Annotated in this window: 19 protein-coding genes and 2 tRNA genes; 6 read left to right on the top strand and 15 right to left on the bottom strand. The window is 59.5% G+C overall.

The features are described 5' to 3' along the window. The first annotated feature begins 106 nt into the window (after positions 1-106). Positions 107-643: a DsrE family protein gene (locus tag F550_RS0102185; protein ID WP_018146887.1), complete on the top strand. Its 537-nt coding sequence runs from the start codon at positions 107-109 to the stop codon at positions 641-643. Positions 644-648: 5 nt separating this feature from the next. Here F550_RS0102185 and astD read toward each other — a convergent pair whose 3' ends face one another. Genes astD through F550_RS0102170 form a run of 3 tightly spaced genes read right to left on the bottom strand, consistent with a single transcriptional unit; the run spans position 649 to position 4,388 of the window. Then, positions 649-2,103 (bottom strand): succinylglutamate-semialdehyde dehydrogenase, encoded by a 1,455-nt coding sequence (gene astD, locus F550_RS0102180; protein WP_018146886.1) that lies wholly within the window; start codon positions 2,101-2,103, stop codon positions 649-651. A 9-nt stretch (positions 2,104-2,112) separates the two neighbouring features. Then, complete coding sequence (locus F550_RS0102175) at positions 2,113-3,135, bottom strand: arginine N-succinyltransferase (protein WP_018146885.1); 1,023 nt, start codon at positions 3,133-3,135, stop codon at positions 2,113-2,115. After that, on the bottom strand, positions 3,132-4,388 hold the full coding sequence (locus F550_RS0102170) for a hydrolase (protein ID WP_026180510.1): 1,257 nt from the start codon (positions 4,386-4,388) through the stop codon (positions 3,132-3,134). Before F550_RS0102170 ends, F550_RS0102175 begins: the two co-directional genes overlap by 4 nt. A gap of 147 nt (positions 4,389-4,535) precedes the next feature. On the opposite strand from F550_RS0102170, the gene F550_RS0102165 reads away from it, so the two are divergent. Further along, complete coding sequence (locus F550_RS0102165; RefSeq protein ID WP_018146883.1) at positions 4,536-5,285, top strand: DUF481 domain-containing protein; 750 nt, start codon at positions 4,536-4,538, stop codon at positions 5,283-5,285. A gap of 9 nt (positions 5,286-5,294) precedes the next feature. Here the strand turns inward: F550_RS0102165 and F550_RS0102160 are convergent, their stop codons facing one another. The 10 genes from F550_RS0102160 to F550_RS0102115 form a co-directional block, all read right to left on the bottom strand. After that, complete coding sequence (locus F550_RS0102160) at positions 5,295-6,584, bottom strand: cystathionine gamma-synthase family protein (protein WP_018146882.1); 1,290 nt, start codon at positions 6,582-6,584, stop codon at positions 5,295-5,297. Between the two features lie 138 nt (positions 6,585-6,722). Then, a complete protein-coding gene (locus F550_RS16575) occupies positions 6,723-8,114 on the bottom strand; it encodes a tetratricopeptide repeat protein (RefSeq protein WP_156807792.1) in 1,392 nt (463 codons plus the stop codon). A gap of 192 nt (positions 8,115-8,306) precedes the next feature. Continuing rightward, entirely contained in the window at positions 8,307-8,930 is a 624-nt protein-coding gene (locus tag F550_RS0102150) for a TonB family protein (protein ID WP_018146880.1), read from the bottom strand. Between the two features lie 209 nt (positions 8,931-9,139). Next, positions 9,140-9,766, bottom strand: coding sequence for an energy transducer TonB (locus tag F550_RS0102145; protein WP_018146879.1), 627 nt, complete (start codon positions 9,764-9,766; stop codon positions 9,140-9,142). Positions 9,767-9,776: 10 nt separating this feature from the next. Then, a complete protein-coding gene (locus F550_RS0102140; RefSeq protein ID WP_040500430.1) occupies positions 9,777-10,193 on the bottom strand; it encodes an ExbD/TolR family protein in 417 nt (138 codons plus the stop codon). 11 nt (positions 10,194-10,204) lie between these two features. After that, complete coding sequence (locus F550_RS0102135; RefSeq protein WP_018146877.1) at positions 10,205-10,615, bottom strand: ExbD/TolR family protein; 411 nt, start codon at positions 10,613-10,615, stop codon at positions 10,205-10,207. Further along, positions 10,615-11,130, bottom strand: coding sequence for a MotA/TolQ/ExbB proton channel family protein (locus F550_RS0102130; RefSeq protein WP_018146876.1), 516 nt, complete (start codon positions 11,128-11,130; stop codon positions 10,615-10,617). The genes F550_RS0102135 and F550_RS0102130 overlap by 1 nt, the downstream gene beginning before the upstream one ends. Before the next feature lie 29 nt (positions 11,131-11,159). Beyond that, a complete protein-coding gene (locus F550_RS0102125; RefSeq protein WP_018146875.1) occupies positions 11,160-12,560 on the bottom strand; it encodes a MotA/TolQ/ExbB proton channel family protein in 1,401 nt (466 codons plus the stop codon). Between the two features lie 26 nt (positions 12,561-12,586). After that, entirely contained in the window at positions 12,587-13,366 is a 780-nt protein-coding gene (locus F550_RS0102120; protein ID WP_026180509.1) for a DUF3450 domain-containing protein, read from the bottom strand. Between the two features lie 464 nt (positions 13,367-13,830). Next, positions 13,831-13,905 (bottom strand) — tRNA-Gln (locus F550_RS0102115). Between the two features lie 154 nt (positions 13,906-14,059). On the opposite strand from F550_RS0102115, the gene F550_RS0102110 reads away from it, so the two are divergent. The 3 genes from F550_RS0102110 (at position 14,060) to F550_RS0102100 (ending at position 16,496) form a co-directional block, all read left to right on the top strand. Continuing rightward, positions 14,060-14,136 (top strand) — tRNA-Pro (locus F550_RS0102110). 116 nt (positions 14,137-14,252) lie between these two features. Continuing rightward, positions 14,253-16,037 (top strand): signal peptide peptidase SppA, encoded by a 1,785-nt coding sequence (gene sppA, locus F550_RS0102105; RefSeq protein ID WP_018146873.1) that lies wholly within the window; start codon positions 14,253-14,255, stop codon positions 16,035-16,037. A gap of 114 nt (positions 16,038-16,151) precedes the next feature. Beyond that, complete coding sequence (locus tag F550_RS0102100) at positions 16,152-16,496, top strand: chorismate mutase (RefSeq protein WP_018146872.1); 345 nt, start codon at positions 16,152-16,154, stop codon at positions 16,494-16,496. On the opposite strand, the gene F550_RS0102095 is transcribed toward F550_RS0102100, so the two are convergent. Further along, entirely contained in the window at positions 16,445-16,828 is a 384-nt protein-coding gene (locus F550_RS0102095; RefSeq protein WP_026180508.1) for an Hpt domain-containing protein, read from the bottom strand. The genes F550_RS0102100 and F550_RS0102095 overlap by 52 nt on opposite strands. A 157-nt stretch (positions 16,829-16,985) precedes the next feature. Here F550_RS0102095 and F550_RS19070 point away from each other — a divergent pair, with 157 nt between their 5' ends. Continuing rightward, positions 16,986-17,129, top strand: a complete 144-nt coding sequence (locus F550_RS19070; RefSeq protein WP_018146870.1) for a hypothetical protein — start codon at positions 16,986-16,988, stop codon at positions 17,127-17,129. Between the two features lie 108 nt (positions 17,130-17,237). Here F550_RS19070 and acs read toward each other — a convergent pair whose 3' ends face one another. Continuing rightward, on the bottom strand, positions 17,238-19,187 hold the full coding sequence (gene acs, locus F550_RS0102085) for an acetate--CoA ligase (protein WP_026180507.1): 1,950 nt from the start codon (positions 19,185-19,187) through the stop codon (positions 17,238-17,240). Positions 19,188-19,238: the final 51 nt, after the last annotated feature.

Raw genomic sequence — 19,238 nt, 5'->3', positions numbered from 1 at the left:
AAGGGCCGGATACACTGCCCGGCGGGTTGATGGAAGCCGCTGATGGACACACCGCCCTGTCGCGCTCAATATCGGGGACACCTATCCCTCAAGAGGAACCGCCATCATGAAGCTGAACCCGATGCTCGCCGCCGCTGCCCTGTTTGCTCCTGGCGCGATCGCCAATGCACAAACGCTGCCTGAAGCTTTCACACCCGGTCCGGTGATCGAGGAATTTGGCCCGTCCGCACAAGCAGAGGGCATGATCCCGCTTGCCGAAGACATGGAACTGAAGGTCGCTTTCGACATTGCCGATACCGAAGAGCGCGGTGGGGTGAACCGCCAGTTCGAGACAGTCGCCCGCTTCCTCAACATGCATGCGCGCGCCGGTGTAGACAGAGACGCGATCAAGCCCGCCATCGTGGTTCACGGCGGCGCAGCGCAATACCTCGTCCAGCCAGGCCCGACCGAAGACGCAACTGACACGTTCCGCCTTGTCTTCGCCCTGCTTCAGGCTGACGTGCCCATCTATCTATGTGGACAGACGGCGGCGGCGCGTGGGCTATCCAAGGACGACCTGATACCAGGCGTGGAAATATCCCTGTCAGCCATGACTGCGCATGCGCAGCTCGCGCGTGACGGCTATTCGCTTAACCCCTTCTGAAGCTCTTAGCCCGGAAACCCTTGCGCTTTAAGTCGGGCGGCCTGACTGGCCGTCTGGCTTGCCTGCGGCCAGGCGCAATAATCGGCGGCATAATAGGCACCCGGGCGGAAGTTGCCGGAAAGCCCCGGGCCGCCAAACGGCATATTGCCCGACGCGCCAGCCGTTGGCCGGTTGCGGTTGAGGATACCGGCGCGCATCTCATTGTGAGCGCGCAGCCAGAGCGCATCATCGTCGCTGACAAGCCCGCCAGAGAGACCAAATCGTGTGTCATTGGCGTGCGAAATCGCAGAATCGAAATCCTTGACGCGGTGGACCTGAATGAGGGGTCCGAAAAGCTCTTCATCCGGCACATTGCTGGCATCGGTCACGTCAATGACGCCTGCCGTTACAAAGCCGCCGCCACGATCCAGACGCTTCAGACGGCGTAGCGGCTTGCCGCCCGCCTTTGACAGCATGGTCTGGAAATCGACGGCTGCCTGCGCGGCCTCTTCGGACACAAGCGGCCCCATGAAGATTTCATCTTCATCCCAGGCCCCGATCTTGAGGCCCCGGGCACGTTCAACGATGGCCTCAATCACTGACTTGCCGAAAGCATTGTCGGGCACATAAACGCGGCGTGCACAGGTGCAACGCTGACCTGTCGTCAGGAAGGCGGACTGAGCCGCGATGTCGCCCGCCGCTTCAGGGTCAGCCGGATCCCAGACAATGAGGGGGTTATTCCCCCCCATCTCGAGCGCAAGAATGATATCGGGGCGACCTGCGAAATGGCGGTGGAACGCCGTGCCCGTCTTGGCCGAACCGGTAAAGAGAACGCCGTTGATGTCGGCATCGAGCAGCGCTGCGCCAGTGTCCCGGCCGCCATTAACGACGTTCAGCACACCAGATGGAAGACCAGCCGCTTCAAAACACTCGACCATGATCTTCGCGACAGACGGCGCGAGCTCGGAGGGTTTCAAGACGCAGGTATTCCCTGCCAGAAGCGCGGGCACGATATGTCCGTTCGGCAAATGACCCGGGAAGTTGAAAGGTCCGAAGACGGCCATGACGCCGTGCGGGCGGTGGGTAAGGTGCGCGCCGCCAAAGGCGGTTTCCTGGCTGCGGCCGCCGGCGCGCTCGACCTGCGCCTCGATAGAGACCGCGACCTTGCCCTTCATCGCGCCCGCTTCAGCGAGCGACTCCCAGCGGGCCTTACCCATGTCATTGCTGATCGCGGCCGAAATATCCTCGGCGCGCTTCTCGATCTCGCCCGCATAGGCTTCCATGAACCGGGTGCGTTCGCCCTGAGGCGTGTGGCGCCAATCACGTCCGGCGTCCTGCGCAGCTTCTACCGCTTCATTAACCTGCGAGGCGCTGGAGGCCTGGCCTTCCCAGCTTGTCTCGCCCGTCGCTGGCGAGGTTTTTTCAAACCAGTCGCCGTCGCCTGGCTGCCACTTGCCTTTGATGTATGTGCCTTTCGCCATATCGCTCGCCTAGCTCCTCAGCCAAAGTCTTGCCGTGCTGCCCGATGACAGCCTCAGGCGGTCCAGCACCGCCTTCGATGTTACAAATTCGTCGTCGCCGCGGCTTGCGCCGTCAATCAGGCTGACGCGGATATCGTTGAAGTGATCATTGGAAACAAGGCCGGTTTCACCGTCGGCCTCACCTTCGACCAGCTTGACGAGTCGGCTTTCGCGGATCGTCCGGATGAGTTTGCGGGGCGCGGCGACAAGCGGGCCGCCGTCAAAGATATCAACCGTCCGCTCGAACCGGAAGCCTTCCCACTCAAGCAATTTAAGCGCGCCAACGCCGTCTGCATGGCATCGTCCGATGACCTCACGGGCCTCTGGCGGCAGGAGGTCCACATAGATCGGGTATTTCGGCATCAGGTCCAAGATGAACTGATTATCCGTGACGGCAGAGAGGATATCGGCCTCGGTAAATGACATCTGGAAAAAGTGCTGGCCGATCGCATCCCAGAAAGGCGTATTGCCCCTGGAATCGACCACGCCGCGCAATTCCGCCAGCACCATATCGCCGAACCGGTCCGGGCAGGATGCCATGAAAAGATAGCGCGACTGGGCCGCCAGCCGCCCTGCCCCGCCGCCGCGATGGGCGGGCCGCAGGAAGAGTGTGCCAACCTCGGTAAAGCCGACAAATTCATTGGTCAGGATCAACGCATCCATGTCGTGGCGCCTGTCGGCGGCCTGACTGGCCTGGGCCACCGTAATGACCCGGTAGTTGAAGAAAGGCTGGTCAATGCCTGTCCCCGCCTTAACCGCGCTGCAGCCGCCTACCTCGCCCGTCTCATGATTGACCATCATCATGAGATACTTGCCGTATTGCGGCTGATCGAGGTCACCCGAGAAGGACTTTTCGGACTTTGAGAGCCGCTCGCGGATGATGCCTTCATGCACCGGCAGGCTGGTAAAGCCCGGGCCGGATTCCTCTGCCAGCGTCATCAGCGCGTCGAAATCATCCAGCCGTGCCGGCCGCATGACATAGGGCACAGTCATTCCATCAGCGCCTTGATCTTCGCCGCATCGATACGGCCGTCCGCGAAACGGTTGAGCAGGAGTGCAGAAAGCTGCGCCCGCTCGACCAGGCTGGACATGACGACATATTCCTCGCTGGAGTGAATACGCCCGCCCATCACGCCGAGCGTATCAACATTGGGGACGCCAGCCGCGAAGATATTATTGCCTTCGCAAACTCCGCCTGTGTCCTCGAATGTCAGTTCGAGCCCAAGCGCGGACCCGGTCTGGGCCACCGCATCAAACAGCGCCTGCTGGGCGTCATTGCGCGGTTTTGGCGGGCGATAGAAGCCGCCATGCAGGTGGCCGGTAATGCCATCGCGGGCGGTTGCCTCACGGAATATCCGTTCAACCTCCCACGTGGCCCACTGGGCCGCATCGGCGTCAGGCGCGCGGGCCCCAAAGCGCACAATGGCAAGCTCAGGCACGATGTTGACTGCGCCGCCGCCATCGATGGCACCGACATTGAACGAGACGCCCGGACGCCGCCCATTGAGCGCCTCCAGGTCGACAACGGCGTGGGCGGCCGCCTCAAGCGCGCTGCGGCCGTCTTCCTTGGACCGGCCGGCATGGGCCGAGCGCCCGTGCAGGACGATATCGAACACCGCAGACCCCTTGCGGCCACCGGACATGGCGCCGGTTTCCATACACGGCTCATAGGTCATGCCCACAAGCGCGCCCGACTGGGCCGCTTCCTTGAGCGCGCCAGAGCTTGCGAAATTGCCGATTTCCTCATCAGGGGAAAGGACGATCTGATAGCCGAGCTTGTCTTTCAGGGGGCCGCTTTCAAACGCTTCGAGCGCCCCTAGCATGACAGAGAGACCGCCCTTCATGTCGGCAAGGCCCGGCCCGTTCTTGCGTCCGTCTCCAAGGTCCTTGATCTCAGTGAAGGTCCCTTCCGGGAAAACCGTGTCATAGTGGCCGCTCATGACGACCTGCACCGGTGCTTCGGGCCGCGACTTTACGCGAATGATCGGACCGGTCTCGAAATCGACCGTCTCACCCTTCTCATTCACCTTCTCGAAGGGCTGCGACGGGGTGAGCTTCACATCGGCCTCAAGAGCGGAGAAGGCATCGGCCAGCCTAGGCGCAAGCGCTTTCAGCCCGTCGGCGTTCCAGCTGCCCGTATTGGTCGCCGCCCAGTCCAGCATCCGGGCCTGCATCGTCTCTTCGGCCGCCGCGATGCGTTCGCAGACAGCGTCATCTTCGGTCGTCATTTTACCTAAATCAGTCATGTCTCTTGGTTTCATGGGAAGGGCAGAACTGCAAGCCCGGCAGGCTGAGCTTTTGCCGCCGGGACAGCGGGCGTTTCAGCGGGGTTAACCCCTTATTGGGGCCTATTTGCAAGGAGGGGCGAAAGGATGATTTGAGGAGTTAACCGCATGAAGTTCCGGTATTTATGCGCTGGTATCGCTGCGCTGTCACTAGTGCCTGCCGCGGCCGCTCAGGATGGCTGGACGGGCGAAGGTTCGTTCAGCGCTGGCTACACAACAGGCAACACAGAGACCGCAGACCTTGGCCTTGGCGTCAAGCTGAACCGCGAACTCGGTGTGTGGACCTATAGCGGCGAAGCGGCCGCTGAGTATGGCGAAACGGACTCGGTCGAGACGCGCAACCGCGTCTTCCTTTCCGGCGAGGTCGACCGCCAGCTTGGCGACAGGCTGTTTGGCTTTGTGCGGACATCCTATGAGAGAGACGAGTTCTCCGGCTTCGATTCGCGTCTCTTTGTCGGCGGCGGCGTTGGCTACAAGATCATCGAGAATGAGGTGACAAACTGGTCGGTCCAGGGTGGCCCGGGTATCAAGGTCGACGAAGTCCAGGAGACCACGACCGTGCGCAATGGCGTCGCCGTCGTCACCCCCGCCTCAACCGAGCAATCCTTCTCTGTCGTCGGGCGGTCTGAACTTTCGCACCAGTTCAATGACGCGGTGTCGCTGACCAACAATACCGACGTCATCTACGCGATGGAATCGACGCAGGTCAGCAATTCCACAGCGCTGACAGCGGCGCTGACAGATACGTTCTCGGCCCGCTTTTCCTTCGATGTCCGCTATGACACGAACCCGCCGCCTGGTTTCGAGGCGACGGATACGGTCACGCGGGCATCCATTGTCTATTCGTTCGGCGGTTAAGCCAGCGCGCTAGACTTTCTCAAGCGCCTGTTCGAGGTCGACCAGAAGATCTTCTGGCGCCTCGACGCCAACCGAGAAGCGGACAAGGCCGTCGGTAAAGCCGATGCGTTCCCGGATTTCCTGATCGACGCCGGAATGCGTCGTGGACCCGGGGTGACACATCAGGCTTTCGGTACCGCCGAGACTGACCGCGAGCTTGACCAGCTGGAGGTTATCAAGGAGGCGGAAGGCTGCTTCCTTGCCGCCCTTCACATCGAAGGAGAACGTCGAGCCGGCCGCTTCGCACTGTTCATCGAAGACCTTGCGCTGGGGGTCGCCCTCTTCGAGGAAGGCCGGATACATAACTTTGCCGATCTTTGGGTGATCGCGCAGGTATTCGGCGCAGATACGCGCATTGGCGAAGGCTTTCTCCATACGCATGCGCACCGTTTCCAGTGACCGCGTCAGCAGCCAGCAAGTATGAGCGTCCAGCGTGGTGCCGAGATAATTGCGCACGCGGCGAATCTTGGCGATCGTCGCCTCACTGCCAACGGCTGCACCGCCCACAAGGTCAGAGTGGCCGCCGATATATTTGGTCAGCGAATAGAGCGCGATATCCGCGCCATGCTTGATTGGCAGGTGCCCGATAGGGCCCATCATCGTATTGTCGCACATGATGACCGGGCGATGGCCGGTCTCTTTTTCGATCGTATCAGCGACACGGGCACAGGCCGCAATGTCGACGAGCGCATTGGTCGGATTGGCCGGCGATTCGGTAAAGATGACGCTCAGCGGGCCGGTCTTTGCGGCCTCGCGCGCGCGTTCCAGAATCTTGTCCTCGGTGGCCCAGGCATCCATCTCAAACGGGGTCACGCCGAAATCGGGCATGAAGGTCCGCATGAAGACCTCGGTGCCGCCATAGAGCGGGCTGGAGTGGAGGATGGTGGTGCCTGCACCTGCACAGGCCAGAAGCGCGGTCGTGATGGCGCCCATGCCGGACGAAAAGACCAGCGACATTTCCCCGGCATCATAGAGGGTGAGCCGGTCTTCGAGCACTTCCATGTTCGGATTGTTGAAGCGCGTATAGATGAGATCGGCTTCTTCCGGATCCCCGTCCAGACGCTTGCCAGCAAGTTGGCGGAACAGGGCCTCGCCATCGCGCGCAGATTTGAACGCGAAGGTCGATGTCATGAAGATGGGCGGCTTGATGGAGTTTTCGGACATGGCCGGATCGAACCCATAGCCCATGACCAGCGATTCCGGCTTCAGCTGATGGTCGCCAATCTTGCGCTTGCGGTAGGATTTCTCGGGCTTGCTCATGTCAGTGTCCTTCCATTGATTGGTTGCAACTGAAACGATTTAACCAGCCGGTTCAAGCCGCACCGTGTGTCCCTGAATGTAAAAAGCCCCGGCTCGAAGGCGAGCCGGGGCTTTGAAACTGTTGGATGACACAGCGTTTTAGCTGCTCGTCAGAGCCTGTAGGTCCTCGCGAGCTTCGGCAAGGCGCTCATCAACGGTGGCACACGCCTCAGGGGCGTTGCCTTCACCGAGAACGGCGAGTTGCTCACAGCGACGCTTCTCGTTTTCAGTGTCCTGAACGAGGCTTTGGGCCTCAAACCGGACCAGTGCGACTTCGGTCTGCTCTTCTGCGCGCATGAAGTCGAGCCAGCCACGACCGGCGCGGCTATTGGCATTGTTGAAGGCTTCACGTGCACCAGAGCGGTCGTTCCGCTCATAACGAGACTGGCCGATCAGAACCCAGGCGAGGTCGCGGTTTTCGATGCCGCCGGCATTCAGCGCCCGTGTGAGCGCGGCTTCGGCCTGTTCCCAGTTCTGAAGCTCGGCGTGCGAGCGGCCGAGACGCTCATACATGGCGCCGCTATTGTTCATGCGGGCGGCTTCTTCGATGACCGGAATGGCGCGGTCGAACTCACGGGCCACCTGGTAGAGGTTGGCAAGCAGCTCCATGCGCTCATAGGTCTTGGCGACCCGGCCAGCATTCATCTCTTTCTCGAGAACCTGCGCGGCCTGATAAGGGGCGTTGAAGCGGTTGTAGAAGTTCACGATCCGCATGATTTCCTCTTCCTTTTGGAGGATACCACCGAGATACATGGCTTTCTGGACTTCGAACGCCTTGCGGTCCTGATCCGCGGCGAAATAGTCGCCTGAGATCGCGTCCCAGAGACGGCGCTCATTGGGGTTACGGGCGAGCAGCGTTTCAAGCAGTTCGGCCTTTTTAGCCCGCTGACCCGTTTCATCATAAAGGTAGATCAGGAAATCATAGACCTGACGTTCTGCACCCGGGCCATCTGCGCGGAAAACCTGCTCTGCCCAACGAAGCGCGTCCTGATTGCGGCCAAGCTTCTGGTTGACGACAGCAAGCTGCCATTTGCCATCGCGGTCCGGTGTGCCGCCAGCCTGCGTCCACTTCTGGGAGTATTCCAGCGCCTTTTCCAGATTGTTCTGGCTGAGATAGATCTGGAAGATGTTGTAATAGGTCGTCGTGGCTTCGCTCGCGGGGATGTAGCCCTGATTCAGCGCTGATTCGAGGTCGCGAACGGCGCCATTATAGTCGCCTGCCTCGATCTTGATGGCTGCACCGAGCTTCAGCACGGCGCCCTGCTCATAGCAGTTAAGCTCCTGATTCCGAAGCTGGCTAAGCGCGTTGAGGGCGGCCTGCGCGTTCTTGTTCTGAAGCAGCTCTGTCTCGGCTTTCAGGTAAAGCTCACCCGTTGTGGAGCTAAACTCGTTGGCTTCGCAATTGGCGGCCTGGGCCATGGCCGCGCCAGCACCCATAACGGACACAGCGCCTGCAATGACTGCACTTCTAAGAACTGTCTTTAATCCCATGGTGTCTCACTCCTTTTCGCCGACTGCGGCGGAAACTCTTCGCACGTTACCTTAAACCATAACGTGTCACTGTCTGAAAATGGTCCGCCGTCGATATATCTTTTTATCGGCAGTCTGCGTCGCTTTGCTTTGTTAAGATATGATCGTTCAGGCCCGCCACGTCAACGCTTCAGGGACGGGTAAGCGCATCGATCAACCATCAAACCTGAATTCGACCGGATAGACCACGCCTGTTCGCGTAACAGGTGTGCCGCGTTCGATTTTCGGCACGAAGCGAACCTGCCTGATCGCGCGTTCTGCCTCGCGGCGAAATCCGGCATTTGAGCAGATCGCCTCGACGTCGAAGGGCCGTCCCTGCGGATCAACATTCAGATGTACTTCGCACGCCCCTTCTACGCCGCGCGAGCGCATCGTGTCCGGATAAACGATACTTGGTGCCTGGATCGGGCGAGCGTCTCTTTCGTCAATTGCGACGGGCGTCATAACCAGGGTCTGCAGCGGATCTACTGTACCGAGTGACGGCTTCACCGGCTCGAACACCGCTTTGTCCACCGTCACCTCCGAAAAGCGAACCGATAGCTTTGGGGGCGGCGGTGGCGCGACGGCTGGATCGAGTGGTTTTAATGGCGGCCGGATAGTCACCACATCATCAGCATCTGAAGACGGCGTCAGGACAACGATATCGCGCTGCTTGACCTCTTTAGGTGGTTCGAAATCGCTGCTGATCATGGATTTCATGCCCGAGAAAAGGCCGAATACGATCAAACCGGCAAGCGGGAGCCCAATAAGCGGGCGTAGGACTGAGTTCTCTAACATGGCGCACTCCCTGAGTTATTATTATGTTATACTGTTACGCTTCTGACGTAAAGTCAAGGCATGCCTTTTTAGACCGCCTGTCTCTGTGCGGCAGGACGATTTTCCTGGGGAGAAACGTGGCTTTGGGGGCTTTAATGGATCGGGCCCAACCACAAAAAAGCCCGGCTCATCGGAGCCGGGCTTTCCCATGATTTCAGTGTGGCCCCGAATCAACCGTCGAGACGGAACTCAAGCGGGTAGACCACATTGCGGCGCTCGGCCGGCTGACCGCGAACGATCTTGGGCGCAAACTCCACACGGCTCACAGCACGCTCAGCTTCACGTTTGAAAATGCTGTCGCTGCAGTTGGCCTGAACGTTGTAAGGACGACCGCGCGTGTCGACGTCGAACCGGACATCGCACGTGCCTTCAGTCCCCCGCTCAGCAGCCCGCGTTGGATAGGTTGGCACTGGCGGACGGATCGGCTGCGCGTCACGATCAGAAATCGCAACAGGATCGATGGCCAGAGAGTCCAGCCGATCAACATTCAGCTCGGTCGGCGCCGCACCCTGGATGTTGGGGGTTGGCAGATCGATGTCCGAACGCGAGGCCGACATTTTCGGCGGTGGCGGCGGCTTGTCGGCGGAGTTCATCCGTTGCGGCTTGTTACGCTGCCGGGTCCGGACTTCCTGATTTTCGTCAGCCGGCGTGATCCGCTCCAGTGTACGTTGCGCGACATCCTCAGGCTGTTCGTAGTCCTGATTGATCATCTTGTACATGAAGGTGAAAAGCGCCAACACGACGATCGCCGCGAGCGGAATACCTATCACCAGACGGATGATTGGATTCGAAAACATAGCGTTTCTCCTATTCCTGCTCGACCGAGACCGGAATGGCCGTGAGGCCATCCTCATTGTTGATGATCTCCATCAAAGAGATCAGCGTGCCTGCATCAGAATCCCGGTCTGCCTGGACGACCAGGCGGCCCTTTGGATTGTCTTCGCGCAGTTCCCGGATCCGGAAACCCACTTCCTGAAGCGACACCTGATCCTTGTCGATGTAGATCTCGCTCTCGTCATTGATCGCGATCAGGATACCGAGCGGGTTTTGCCGCTCGAGATTGTCCACCTCGGTCCGGTTGATATCGACACCCGGCTCCTTGATGAACTGCGCTGTCACAATAAAGAAGATGAGCAGGATGAAGACGACGTCAAGCATCGGGGTGAGGTTGACATCATCGTCACCTGAAGAGTCGGACGCCAATATACGTTTTCTACGTGCCATATGCTGGTCTCCTACTCTTCTTCACTCTGAACAATGTTCACCCGGTTCATCTGCGCATTGTACGCCTCGTCACGGATCTTGACGATCGTGCCGGTGCGCGCCTGCGGATGCGCCTGGATGATCAGGGAGCTTTCGGGATTTTCGGCCCGAAGACGCTCCATGTTCGCACGAACACCGGTGATATCCGTCAGACGGCCATTGACCGTGATCAGATTATCTTCGCCGACATAGATCAGGATCGCCGAATTCTCGGGATTTGACTGTTCCTGTGACGGCGGCGGTGGCGGCTCAAGGCCAAGTGCTTCTTCCTGGATGAAGGTCGAGGTCACGATAAAGAAGATGAGAAGGATGAAGACCACATCCAGCATCGGCGTCAGGTCGACACTGGCCTCATCGGCCTGTTTCGTCTGTCTGCCACGCATTAGACAATCTCCATTTCATCTTCGACACCCTGCACCAGACGGCTGACCTTGCGGTCCATACCGGAGGTGAAGAGGATCCCCGAAATCGACGCCACCATGCCTGCCATGGTCGGGATGGTGGCCTGAGACACACCCCCCGACATGGAGCGGGCATCAGCACCATCAGTGATGGCCATGACGTCGAAGACCGCGACCATGCCGGTCACCGTACCCAGAAGGCCGAGCAGAGGCGCGAGCGCCACCATGGCCTTTGTCATCTGGACGTTCGTTTCAGCTTTCATCCGGACTTCCGAAATCAGCTTGTCGCGAACCCAGTGGGCAAGCACCGACTTGCGATCCGACCGTGCATTCCACTCGTCGACCGCTTCACGTGCGACCGTCTTGTGGGCAAAGCGGAAATAAAAGAGCCGTTCAAGAATTAGCGCCCACATGATGAAGGTCGCGACCATGATCACGAGCAGGACGGGCCCACCACGTGCCAGGAAATCCTCAAGCTCATTAAGTCCTAGTCCCATAAGGACACCTCCCGAAGGAGGGAGTGGCGTTACGCCACTCCCGTGTTGGACTCTGCACGCTCAGCGACGAGGCCGGCTGCTTGCTCATCAAGAATCTGCTGGTTGCCGCGCGCCATGGAGGACGCAATGGCGTGAAGCAGAAGCAGCGGAATAGCTGCGACGAGACCAAGAACCGTGGTCATGAGCGCGACCGAAATACCGCCAGCCATCAGCTTCGGATCGCCTGCACCAAAGTTGGTGATGGCGGTGAAGGTGATGATCATACCGATAACCGTACCGAGAAGACCCAGAAGCGGTGCAACGGCGGCAAGAACCTTAACAACATCGTTGAAGCGTTCGATCTTCGGCGATTCGCGGAGGATTTGCTCGTCGAGCTTGAGCTCCAGTGATTCCAGATCCTGATGCTTGTTCTGCTCATACGCTTCGAAGACGCGGGCCAGCGGGTTGCCGGTTCCTGCCTTGCGGGTCTTGGCCGTGCGACGCATGGCGCTGCCCATCAGGAACAGGGTCACAATCTTGAAGATTGCGAAAGCTGCACCGATTGCCAGCAGAACGAGGATCACGGCGCCAACCGGGCCACCTTGCTCGATACGCTGCTGCAGGTTCGGCATTTCGCCGGCAACTGCGAACAGGTCACCCTTGGACGGGTCGATCGGCGTAATGACGGTTTCACCTGGCTCGGAGTTGATCAGGCTGCGCATGGCGGAAGCGAAGCTGCCGCTTGGCTGTGCCTTGAGGACGCGAAGATAAGGCTCATCGACGTCATCGGTGATGACTTCGACAAAGTCGGCGCCATTGGTCGTTGCTGCGGTGAAGATACCGACACGCATAAGCTCGGTCTCGACGACTTCGCCTTCCGGGCCAGCACCGGCAACAGGTGCCGTGAAGGTTTTCACTTCAGACTGGGCAATCATTTCCTGAAGCATGGCGTTCGGAAGCCGGTCGAGGTCTTCGCGGGTCGGAAGCGAACGGGCTTCGGCCACTTCGGCGAGTTGTTCGGCACGGCCGCTATACTCGAAGTTCGCAAGCGACTCACGAATGATCGGCATGGTTTCGCCAGCTGCTGTGCGGAACTGACCGAGCAGCTCACCGAAGTCGCCAGCCTGGGTTTCAAGCTCAGCGGACAGCTCGGAAAGCTGACGCTCATTTTCGTCGAACCGAGCCGAAAGCTGTGCACCGCGGGCCTCTGCGGCCTGAAGCTCAGACCGGGCTTGCGACATGCGCGACTGCTGTTCTGCCGTTTCCGAACGGAACTCCTGCAGGCGGCGCTGGTCTTCGGCAGACATCTGCTGGGAGTCCTGCTGGACGCGGCGGAGAATATCGCTGAGCGACACGTCCTGAGCGACCGCAGGCGCGGCGAAGGTGAATGCAGAACCCGCAATAAGCGCTGCCGCGCCAAGGGTCTGCAGAGTTTTGTTGAAGTTCTTCATATCAAATTCCTCTGGATCTCTGGCGCTTAAATCTCGACATCAAGCTTCGAGGCCGGGGCGTAGAGAACGCTCGGCGTCGTTGTGCCCTTGGCGACCTTGATCGCTGTGGCGATGTCTTCTTTGAAGCGGTTTTCGACAGGAACCCATTGTTGTTCATTACGATCCCAGCGCGCGGCGTAACGGCGATCCGGGGACATGTAGACCAGGGCCACGCGGCCATAGAGGAACATGTCCACACGAACTGTCGAGCCGTCGATCTCGATCTCTTCAGGCCACGTATCGACAGTGCGACCGTATTCCATCTCGGCCTTATAAGCCTCGATGATCAGACGGTATTGCTCGACGATCGGCACCTGGGCGTTTTCCATCGCGGTCCGGAGGCTGGCGATACGCTCCATGCGATCTTCGGTCCGGAACGGAAGGTCAGCCTGAACGAAAGCCTCAAGATCGCCGATCATGTCGAGAAGCATTGGCGTGGTTTGCGCCGTGATCTCGTCAACGCGACCAAGCTGCTCCTGGAGCGACTCAAGTTCGCGCGTCTGGCTCTCGACCACTTTTTCCTGCTGGCGAGCATAGAGCTGCGCAGCTTGCGTGCGTTGGAGAAGCGTCCGGAATTCGCTGACCAGATCGGAACGCTGGTCGTCCAGCTGGTTGATCTGCTCTTGAACCTGTTCGGCTCTGCGGGTGGCCTGTTCGCCGGTTTCCAGCGCCTGACGCAGCTGGCTTTGCGCCACGACTGGCAGGGCCAGTCCGGCGATAAGAGCCGCCGCGATAACACCCCGCGCCGGTGTCACTACTACTTTCATGAGGTTTGCCTCTCACTCTCCGAATGGTCGTGCAGAAGAATGCTGCACGTTGAAACTGTGAAACGGCCAGCACCCCCTGAATCGGTGGGCCGCTACTCTATTCTCTGACCGGACACACACACGCCCGAAGTTTGGAGGCGGAAGTCTGAAAACCTCCTGCACCATCCCAAAGTTGTGGAGTGCTTTGTCGCACTCTTCTGGTATCGACCTGAACCGTCACTAGCTATCGGCAACAAAATGTCGTTGCGCCAGACGCTAGCAACAGGTTTGAACCGGATCAATGGTCTTAACGGTCGTTAAAACGCTAAGTGGATCAAATCGCAAGCACAATCCCGTATCGCAGTAGGTCCGACCCGCGCAATGCGCGCTCCAAGTGCATTACGATGCGCACGCGCGCGTGAGGCCCCATCACTTGGACGAGGCCGGCAGGCGCATAAATTCTTTTTGAAATCAGCAGGAAAAAGTGGCTGGGGTACCAGGATTCGAACCTGGGAATGTCGATACCAAAAACCGATGCCTTACCACTTGGCGATACCCCAACTGCTGGCGAAGGCTGGGACATACTCAATACGCCCCGGCGTTGCAACTCCCCTCTTCAGACAATGACAGTACGCCCCATATCAGCACTGGCAAGCAGGCATACTTGATCGTCATTTTTGCCTGAGATATAGGCGCGCGCTCAAGTTCGGAATTCGGAATATAGCTCAGCCTGGTAGAGCACCGTCTTCGGGAGGCGGGGGTCGGAGGTTCGAATCCTCCTATTCCGACCAATCATGCTCTTGCACCGCAATCGAGCGAGAATTTGTGTTCACACATCCGCCCTTTACTTTGTTTTTGGCAGGCACCATATCGTTATCCGATAAATGCAGGCTTGGAGACATAGCACGTGAAGACTTTTCTGACGGCCTTTGGCGGCGCCATCATTGGAACCATCCTTGGCGCGGTCCTCCTTTTCTTCATCGCGTCGGCGGTGATTGGCGGGTTCGTCAATTCGAAACTGGCCTCTTTCCAGGATGAGGGTGCCAGCTCCGACAATATTGTCCTCACACTCGACTTGAGAGACGAGATTGCAGACCAGCCTGCCACGCAGGGCCTTGCCGCGATTTTTGGACAGAAGGGCTTCATTGATGTCCTGACGCGTCTCGACGCAGCCCGCACCGATGAAAGAATCAAGGGCGTCCTGGTCCGCGCCAGCGAATATTCCGTTGGATCGTCACGCGCCGAGGAACTGCGCAACGCGATTCTTCGCCTGCAGGAGGCCGGGAAGTTTGTAATCGTCTCTTCCCAGGGCACCTATGCAGGTGGTCCGTCGGCACTGCGCGCCGTTGCGGCCGCTGACGAAATCTGGATCCAGCCAGGCGGTGACTACCTTCCAGGCGGCATCGTCTTTGAAACACTTTTCTTCAAGGATCTGCTCGACCGGCTGAACGTGACCGCCGAGATCGAGCAGTTTTACGAGTACAAGAACGCCCCGAACGTCTACAAGCAGACCGGCTACACGGAGCCGCACCGCGAAGCCATGACAGCGCTTGCCGATTCGCTTTGGACGACATCGCTTCAGGATATCGCCGATGACCGCGATCTGGACGTCGCTGCGGTGCGGGACGCGCTGTCTTCCGGACCGCTCAGCCCCGAACGCATGATCGAGGCAGGTATCGCAGACCAGCTTGGCTGGCCCGAGGACGCATTTGAGGCAGCCCGTGAACGCGCCGGCGAGAACGCGGCATTCCTGGAGATCCTGAACTACAAACCTGAAGGCGCTCCGCTCGATGCCAAGATGATCGCTGTGGTCGGCGGCGAAGGCCCCATCGTAACCGGCGGCCCTTCTGGCGACCTCCTCAATGCAGGCTCTGCCTTCGCGTCGGACATGGTTGCTCGCGCCATCCTTGACGCAGGCCGCGATGACGACGTCTCCGCGATTGTCTTCCGTGTCGAGAGTCCTGGCGGCTCACCGACGGCGTCCGACCAGATCTGGAACGCAATCGAGACCATTCAGCGCGAAACCGAGAAGCCGGTCATCGTGTCGATGGGCTCGGTTGCTGCATCGGGCGGGTATTATGTCTCGACCGGCGCTGACTGGATCATGGCCAACCGCTCGACCATTACTGGCTCGATTGGCATCTTTGGCGGCAAGCTCGCTCTGGCCGAAGGCCTCCGCCAGATCGGCGTCAACGCCGAAACCGTTTCTGTTGGGGGCCCATTTGCGGGCGCCCTCTCGACCCTGGACGGCTTCACCGATGAGCAGCGCGGCATGCTGACGGCCTGGCTGGAGCGTGGATATGACCGCTTCATCGGCCTTGTCGCTGAAGGCCGTGGCATGAGCGTGTCAGACGTTGATGACATCGCACGAGGCCGCGTCTGGTCGGGCGCAGATGCGCTTGAAATCGGTCTCGTCGATGAGATTGGCGGCCTGATCGATGCGGTTGCAAAGGCTCGTGAACTTGCAGGCATCGAGGCGGACACCGAAACGCGCCTCAAATTCTATCCGGCCCCGCAGGGCGGCATTCCGGGATTCGGCCCGATGAGTGAAGCGTCTGCCGGCGACCTGCAGGCCCTGGCACGTCTTTCGCAGATTCTGGACGACGAACGCATCCAGATGCTCATCGAGCAAGGCAGCATGATGCAGGATGCGCCGATCCAGGCCCGTGGCCCAATGATGATTGAGCGCTAAGAGGCAACTGCCCCCTCCCTCCAACGATCAGCGTGCCGGGCCTGCGCCCGGCCGCTTGATCCTGATCAGACCTGCGTCTAACCCCGCGTCGAGACTAACCGGATAGATGGACAGATGACCGAGACCTCCCGCAGCGACGAGCGCCGCCACACGGCCGAGACCGCCGAAACAATGGCTGACGTGCGCTATGAGATCGACCGGCTCGACCGCATCCTTGTCGGCCTCCTGCAGGAGCGCCAGTCATTCATGAATGCAGCTGCCCGTATCAAAGGCTCCCGCAGCATCGTCCATGACCGCGACCGGATTGAAGATGTCGTGACGAAGGTGCTGGCCGAAGCCGATATTCAAGGCCTGTCGCGCGCTATCGCAGAACCGGTCTGGCGAACGCTGATCGACCGTTGCATCGCCTATGAATTCGAAGCGTTTGATGCCCTTAAACCGGGACGTGACAAGGCGTGAGACACCTGGCTGCACGCGTCCAGCGCGCGGGCGAGTTGATCCTTCACCTCATTTAGAAGAAGTGCCGCACCTGCCGGGCCGGGTGGATCGGTGCGCCCTGCCCGCTCAGCCTTCTGGCAGCTCTCAGCAAGATCGGATGCGCCTATGCTAAGCGCCGCGCCCTTGAGGGTGTGGGCGGCGTCTGCCCACTGGCTGGGGTCGGCGCGCGCATCAAGCAGACGCGACCAGATCTGCGCCTGCTGCTGAAAGATGCCGATGACCTCATCGGCAAGATCGGCATCACCGCCTGTCATGGACATGAGGTGATCAATATCGATCAATTTATCAGCCATGGGAGGTCATCCAGTTTCCAGACTATGAGACATCGACTATGCAGCCGCACACCTTAGCCGCTGGTTAAGCGCGCGCAGGCTGCTAATCGTGCCCGCTGCGGTTGCCAACTTTGCCGAAAATCGGTATTATTTGGCTTTGTAGTGGTAGGGGAAAAAGATGATCGCGCTCCTGATCGCAATTCGTAATTTTTTCGTCGCTGTTCTGATCGGCTGGCTTGGACTGGCCGCTGAACCTGCAGACAAGCAGGCGCAGAAGGAAACGGCACCTTCAGTGACCGCGTCCATCGCGATGATTCGCTAGGTCGCTGGAGACCTGAATGCCGCCTGCCTGGCAGGTTGATCCTATGAAATTAAAAGGCGCGGTTCATTGGAGAGCCGCGCCTTTTCTTGTTTTGGGCTGACCTTTCGCCTAGGCTTTGTTCTGGCGCCCATAAATCAGCTCATCGACCACTTCGGGCTCTGCCAGCGTCGAGGTATCGCCCAGACTGTCGTAACTATCCTCGGCTATTTTTCTCAAGATCCGCCGCATGATCTTGCCCGACCGTGTCTTCGGCAAGCCTGGTGCAAACTGGATGAGATCAGGGCAGGCAATTGGGCCGATTTCTGATCGAACATGTTTCTGGAGAAGGTCTTTGAGCTCATCGCTTGGCTCAACACCCTGAACGGTGGTGACATAGGCATAGATGCCCTGCCCCTTGATATCGTGCGGATAGCCAACGACCGCGGCCTCTGCAACTGCATCATGGGACACAAGCGCGCTTTCCACCTCGGCGGTGCCCATACGGTGCCCCGAAACGTTGATGACGTCATCTACGCGGCCGGTAATCCAGTAGAAGCCGTCCTCGTCGCGCCGGCAGCCATCGCCCGTAAAATAGTTGCCCGGATAGGCCGAGAAATACGTGTCGACGAACCGCTCATGATCACCGTAGACGGTCCGCATCTGGCCTGGCCAGCTGCCCGTGATGATGAGATTGCCCTGCGTCGCTCCTTCCAGCACTTCGCCTTCTGCATCAACGAGCTTCGGCACCACGCCGAAGAACGGGTGCGAGCCTGCGCCCGGTTTCATCTCTGTGGTGCCTGGAAGCGGGACGATCATCGTGCCGCCCGTTTCTGTCTGCCACCATGTATCAACAATCGGGCAACGGCTTTCGCCTACGGTACGGAAATACCATTCCCAGGCCTCTGGATTGATTGGCTCACCAACCGTCCCCAGCAGGCGCAGCGATGACCGGTCCGTCGCCTTCACCGGACCATCGCCTTCGCGCATGAGGGCACGAATTGCTGTCGGCGCCGTGTAGAAGATTGTCACCCCATGCTTGTCGCAGGCTTCCCAGAAGCGCGAGGGCGACGGATAGGTCGGCACGCCTTCAAACATCACCGACGTCGCCCCGTTCGCGAGCGGTCCGTAGACGATATAGGTGTGGCCCGTGACCCAGCCGACATCGGCCGAGCACCAGAAGACGTCGTCTTCCTTGAGGTCAAACACATATTCATGCGTCATCGACGCCCAGACGAGATATCCGCCGCACGTATGAAGAACGCCCTTCGGCTTGCCGGTTGAGCCTGACGTATAGAGGATGAAAAGCGGATCCTCGGCATTCATCGGCTCTGGCGCGCAGGTGTCGTCTACCTCGGCGCCGACCTCATGCAGCCAGACGTCCCGGCCGTCCTTCATCTCGACGCCAACGCCCGTGCGCTCAACGACCAGGACCTTCTTGACCATGCCCTTGGCGAGGTCGCAGGCCCGGTCGGTGTTTTCCTTGAGCGGGACCTTACGGCCCCCGCGCACGCCCTCATCGGCGGTAATCACAAACTCCGATTCGCAATCGACGATGCGGCCCGCCAGCGCCTCCGGCGAAAAGCCGCCGAAAACGACGGAGTGGACCGCCCCGATCCGCGCGCAGGCGAGCATCGCCATGGCCGCTTCCGGTATCATCGGCATGTAAAGCGTAACGCGGTTACCCTTTTTGACGCCCATTTCCTTGAGCACATTCGAGAAGCGGCAGACCGCATGGTAAAGCTGGCGATAGGTCAGCGTATGGCTGTCATCGGGCTCATCGCCTTCCCAGATGATGGCCGGCTTGTCGCCGCGCGTTTCAAGCTGGCGATCAAGGCAGCTTTCGGTGACGTTCAGTGTGCCATCGGCGAACCAGCGGACATGAAGGTCATCCTTGTCCCAGGAGACGTCTTTCACCTGAGTGAACGGCTTCATCCATTCGATGCGCTTGCCATGCTCGGCCCAGAAGCCTTCCGGGTCCTCGATGGACGCCTTGTACATTTCGGCATATTTCTCGGGCGTCAGATTGGCCTGCTTGGCAAAGGCCTCTGGCACGGGATGATTGGACACGTCCTGGCTCATGATCGATGCGGCTCCCTTTGGAAATTTTAGAGGCCACCCGAAGACGAGCGG

Source organism: Henriciella marina DSM 19595 (assembly GCF_000376805.1).
Lineage (GTDB): Bacteria > Pseudomonadota > Alphaproteobacteria > Caulobacterales > Hyphomonadaceae > Henriciella > Henriciella marina.
This window is presented reverse-complemented; position numbering and strand designations above follow the sequence as displayed.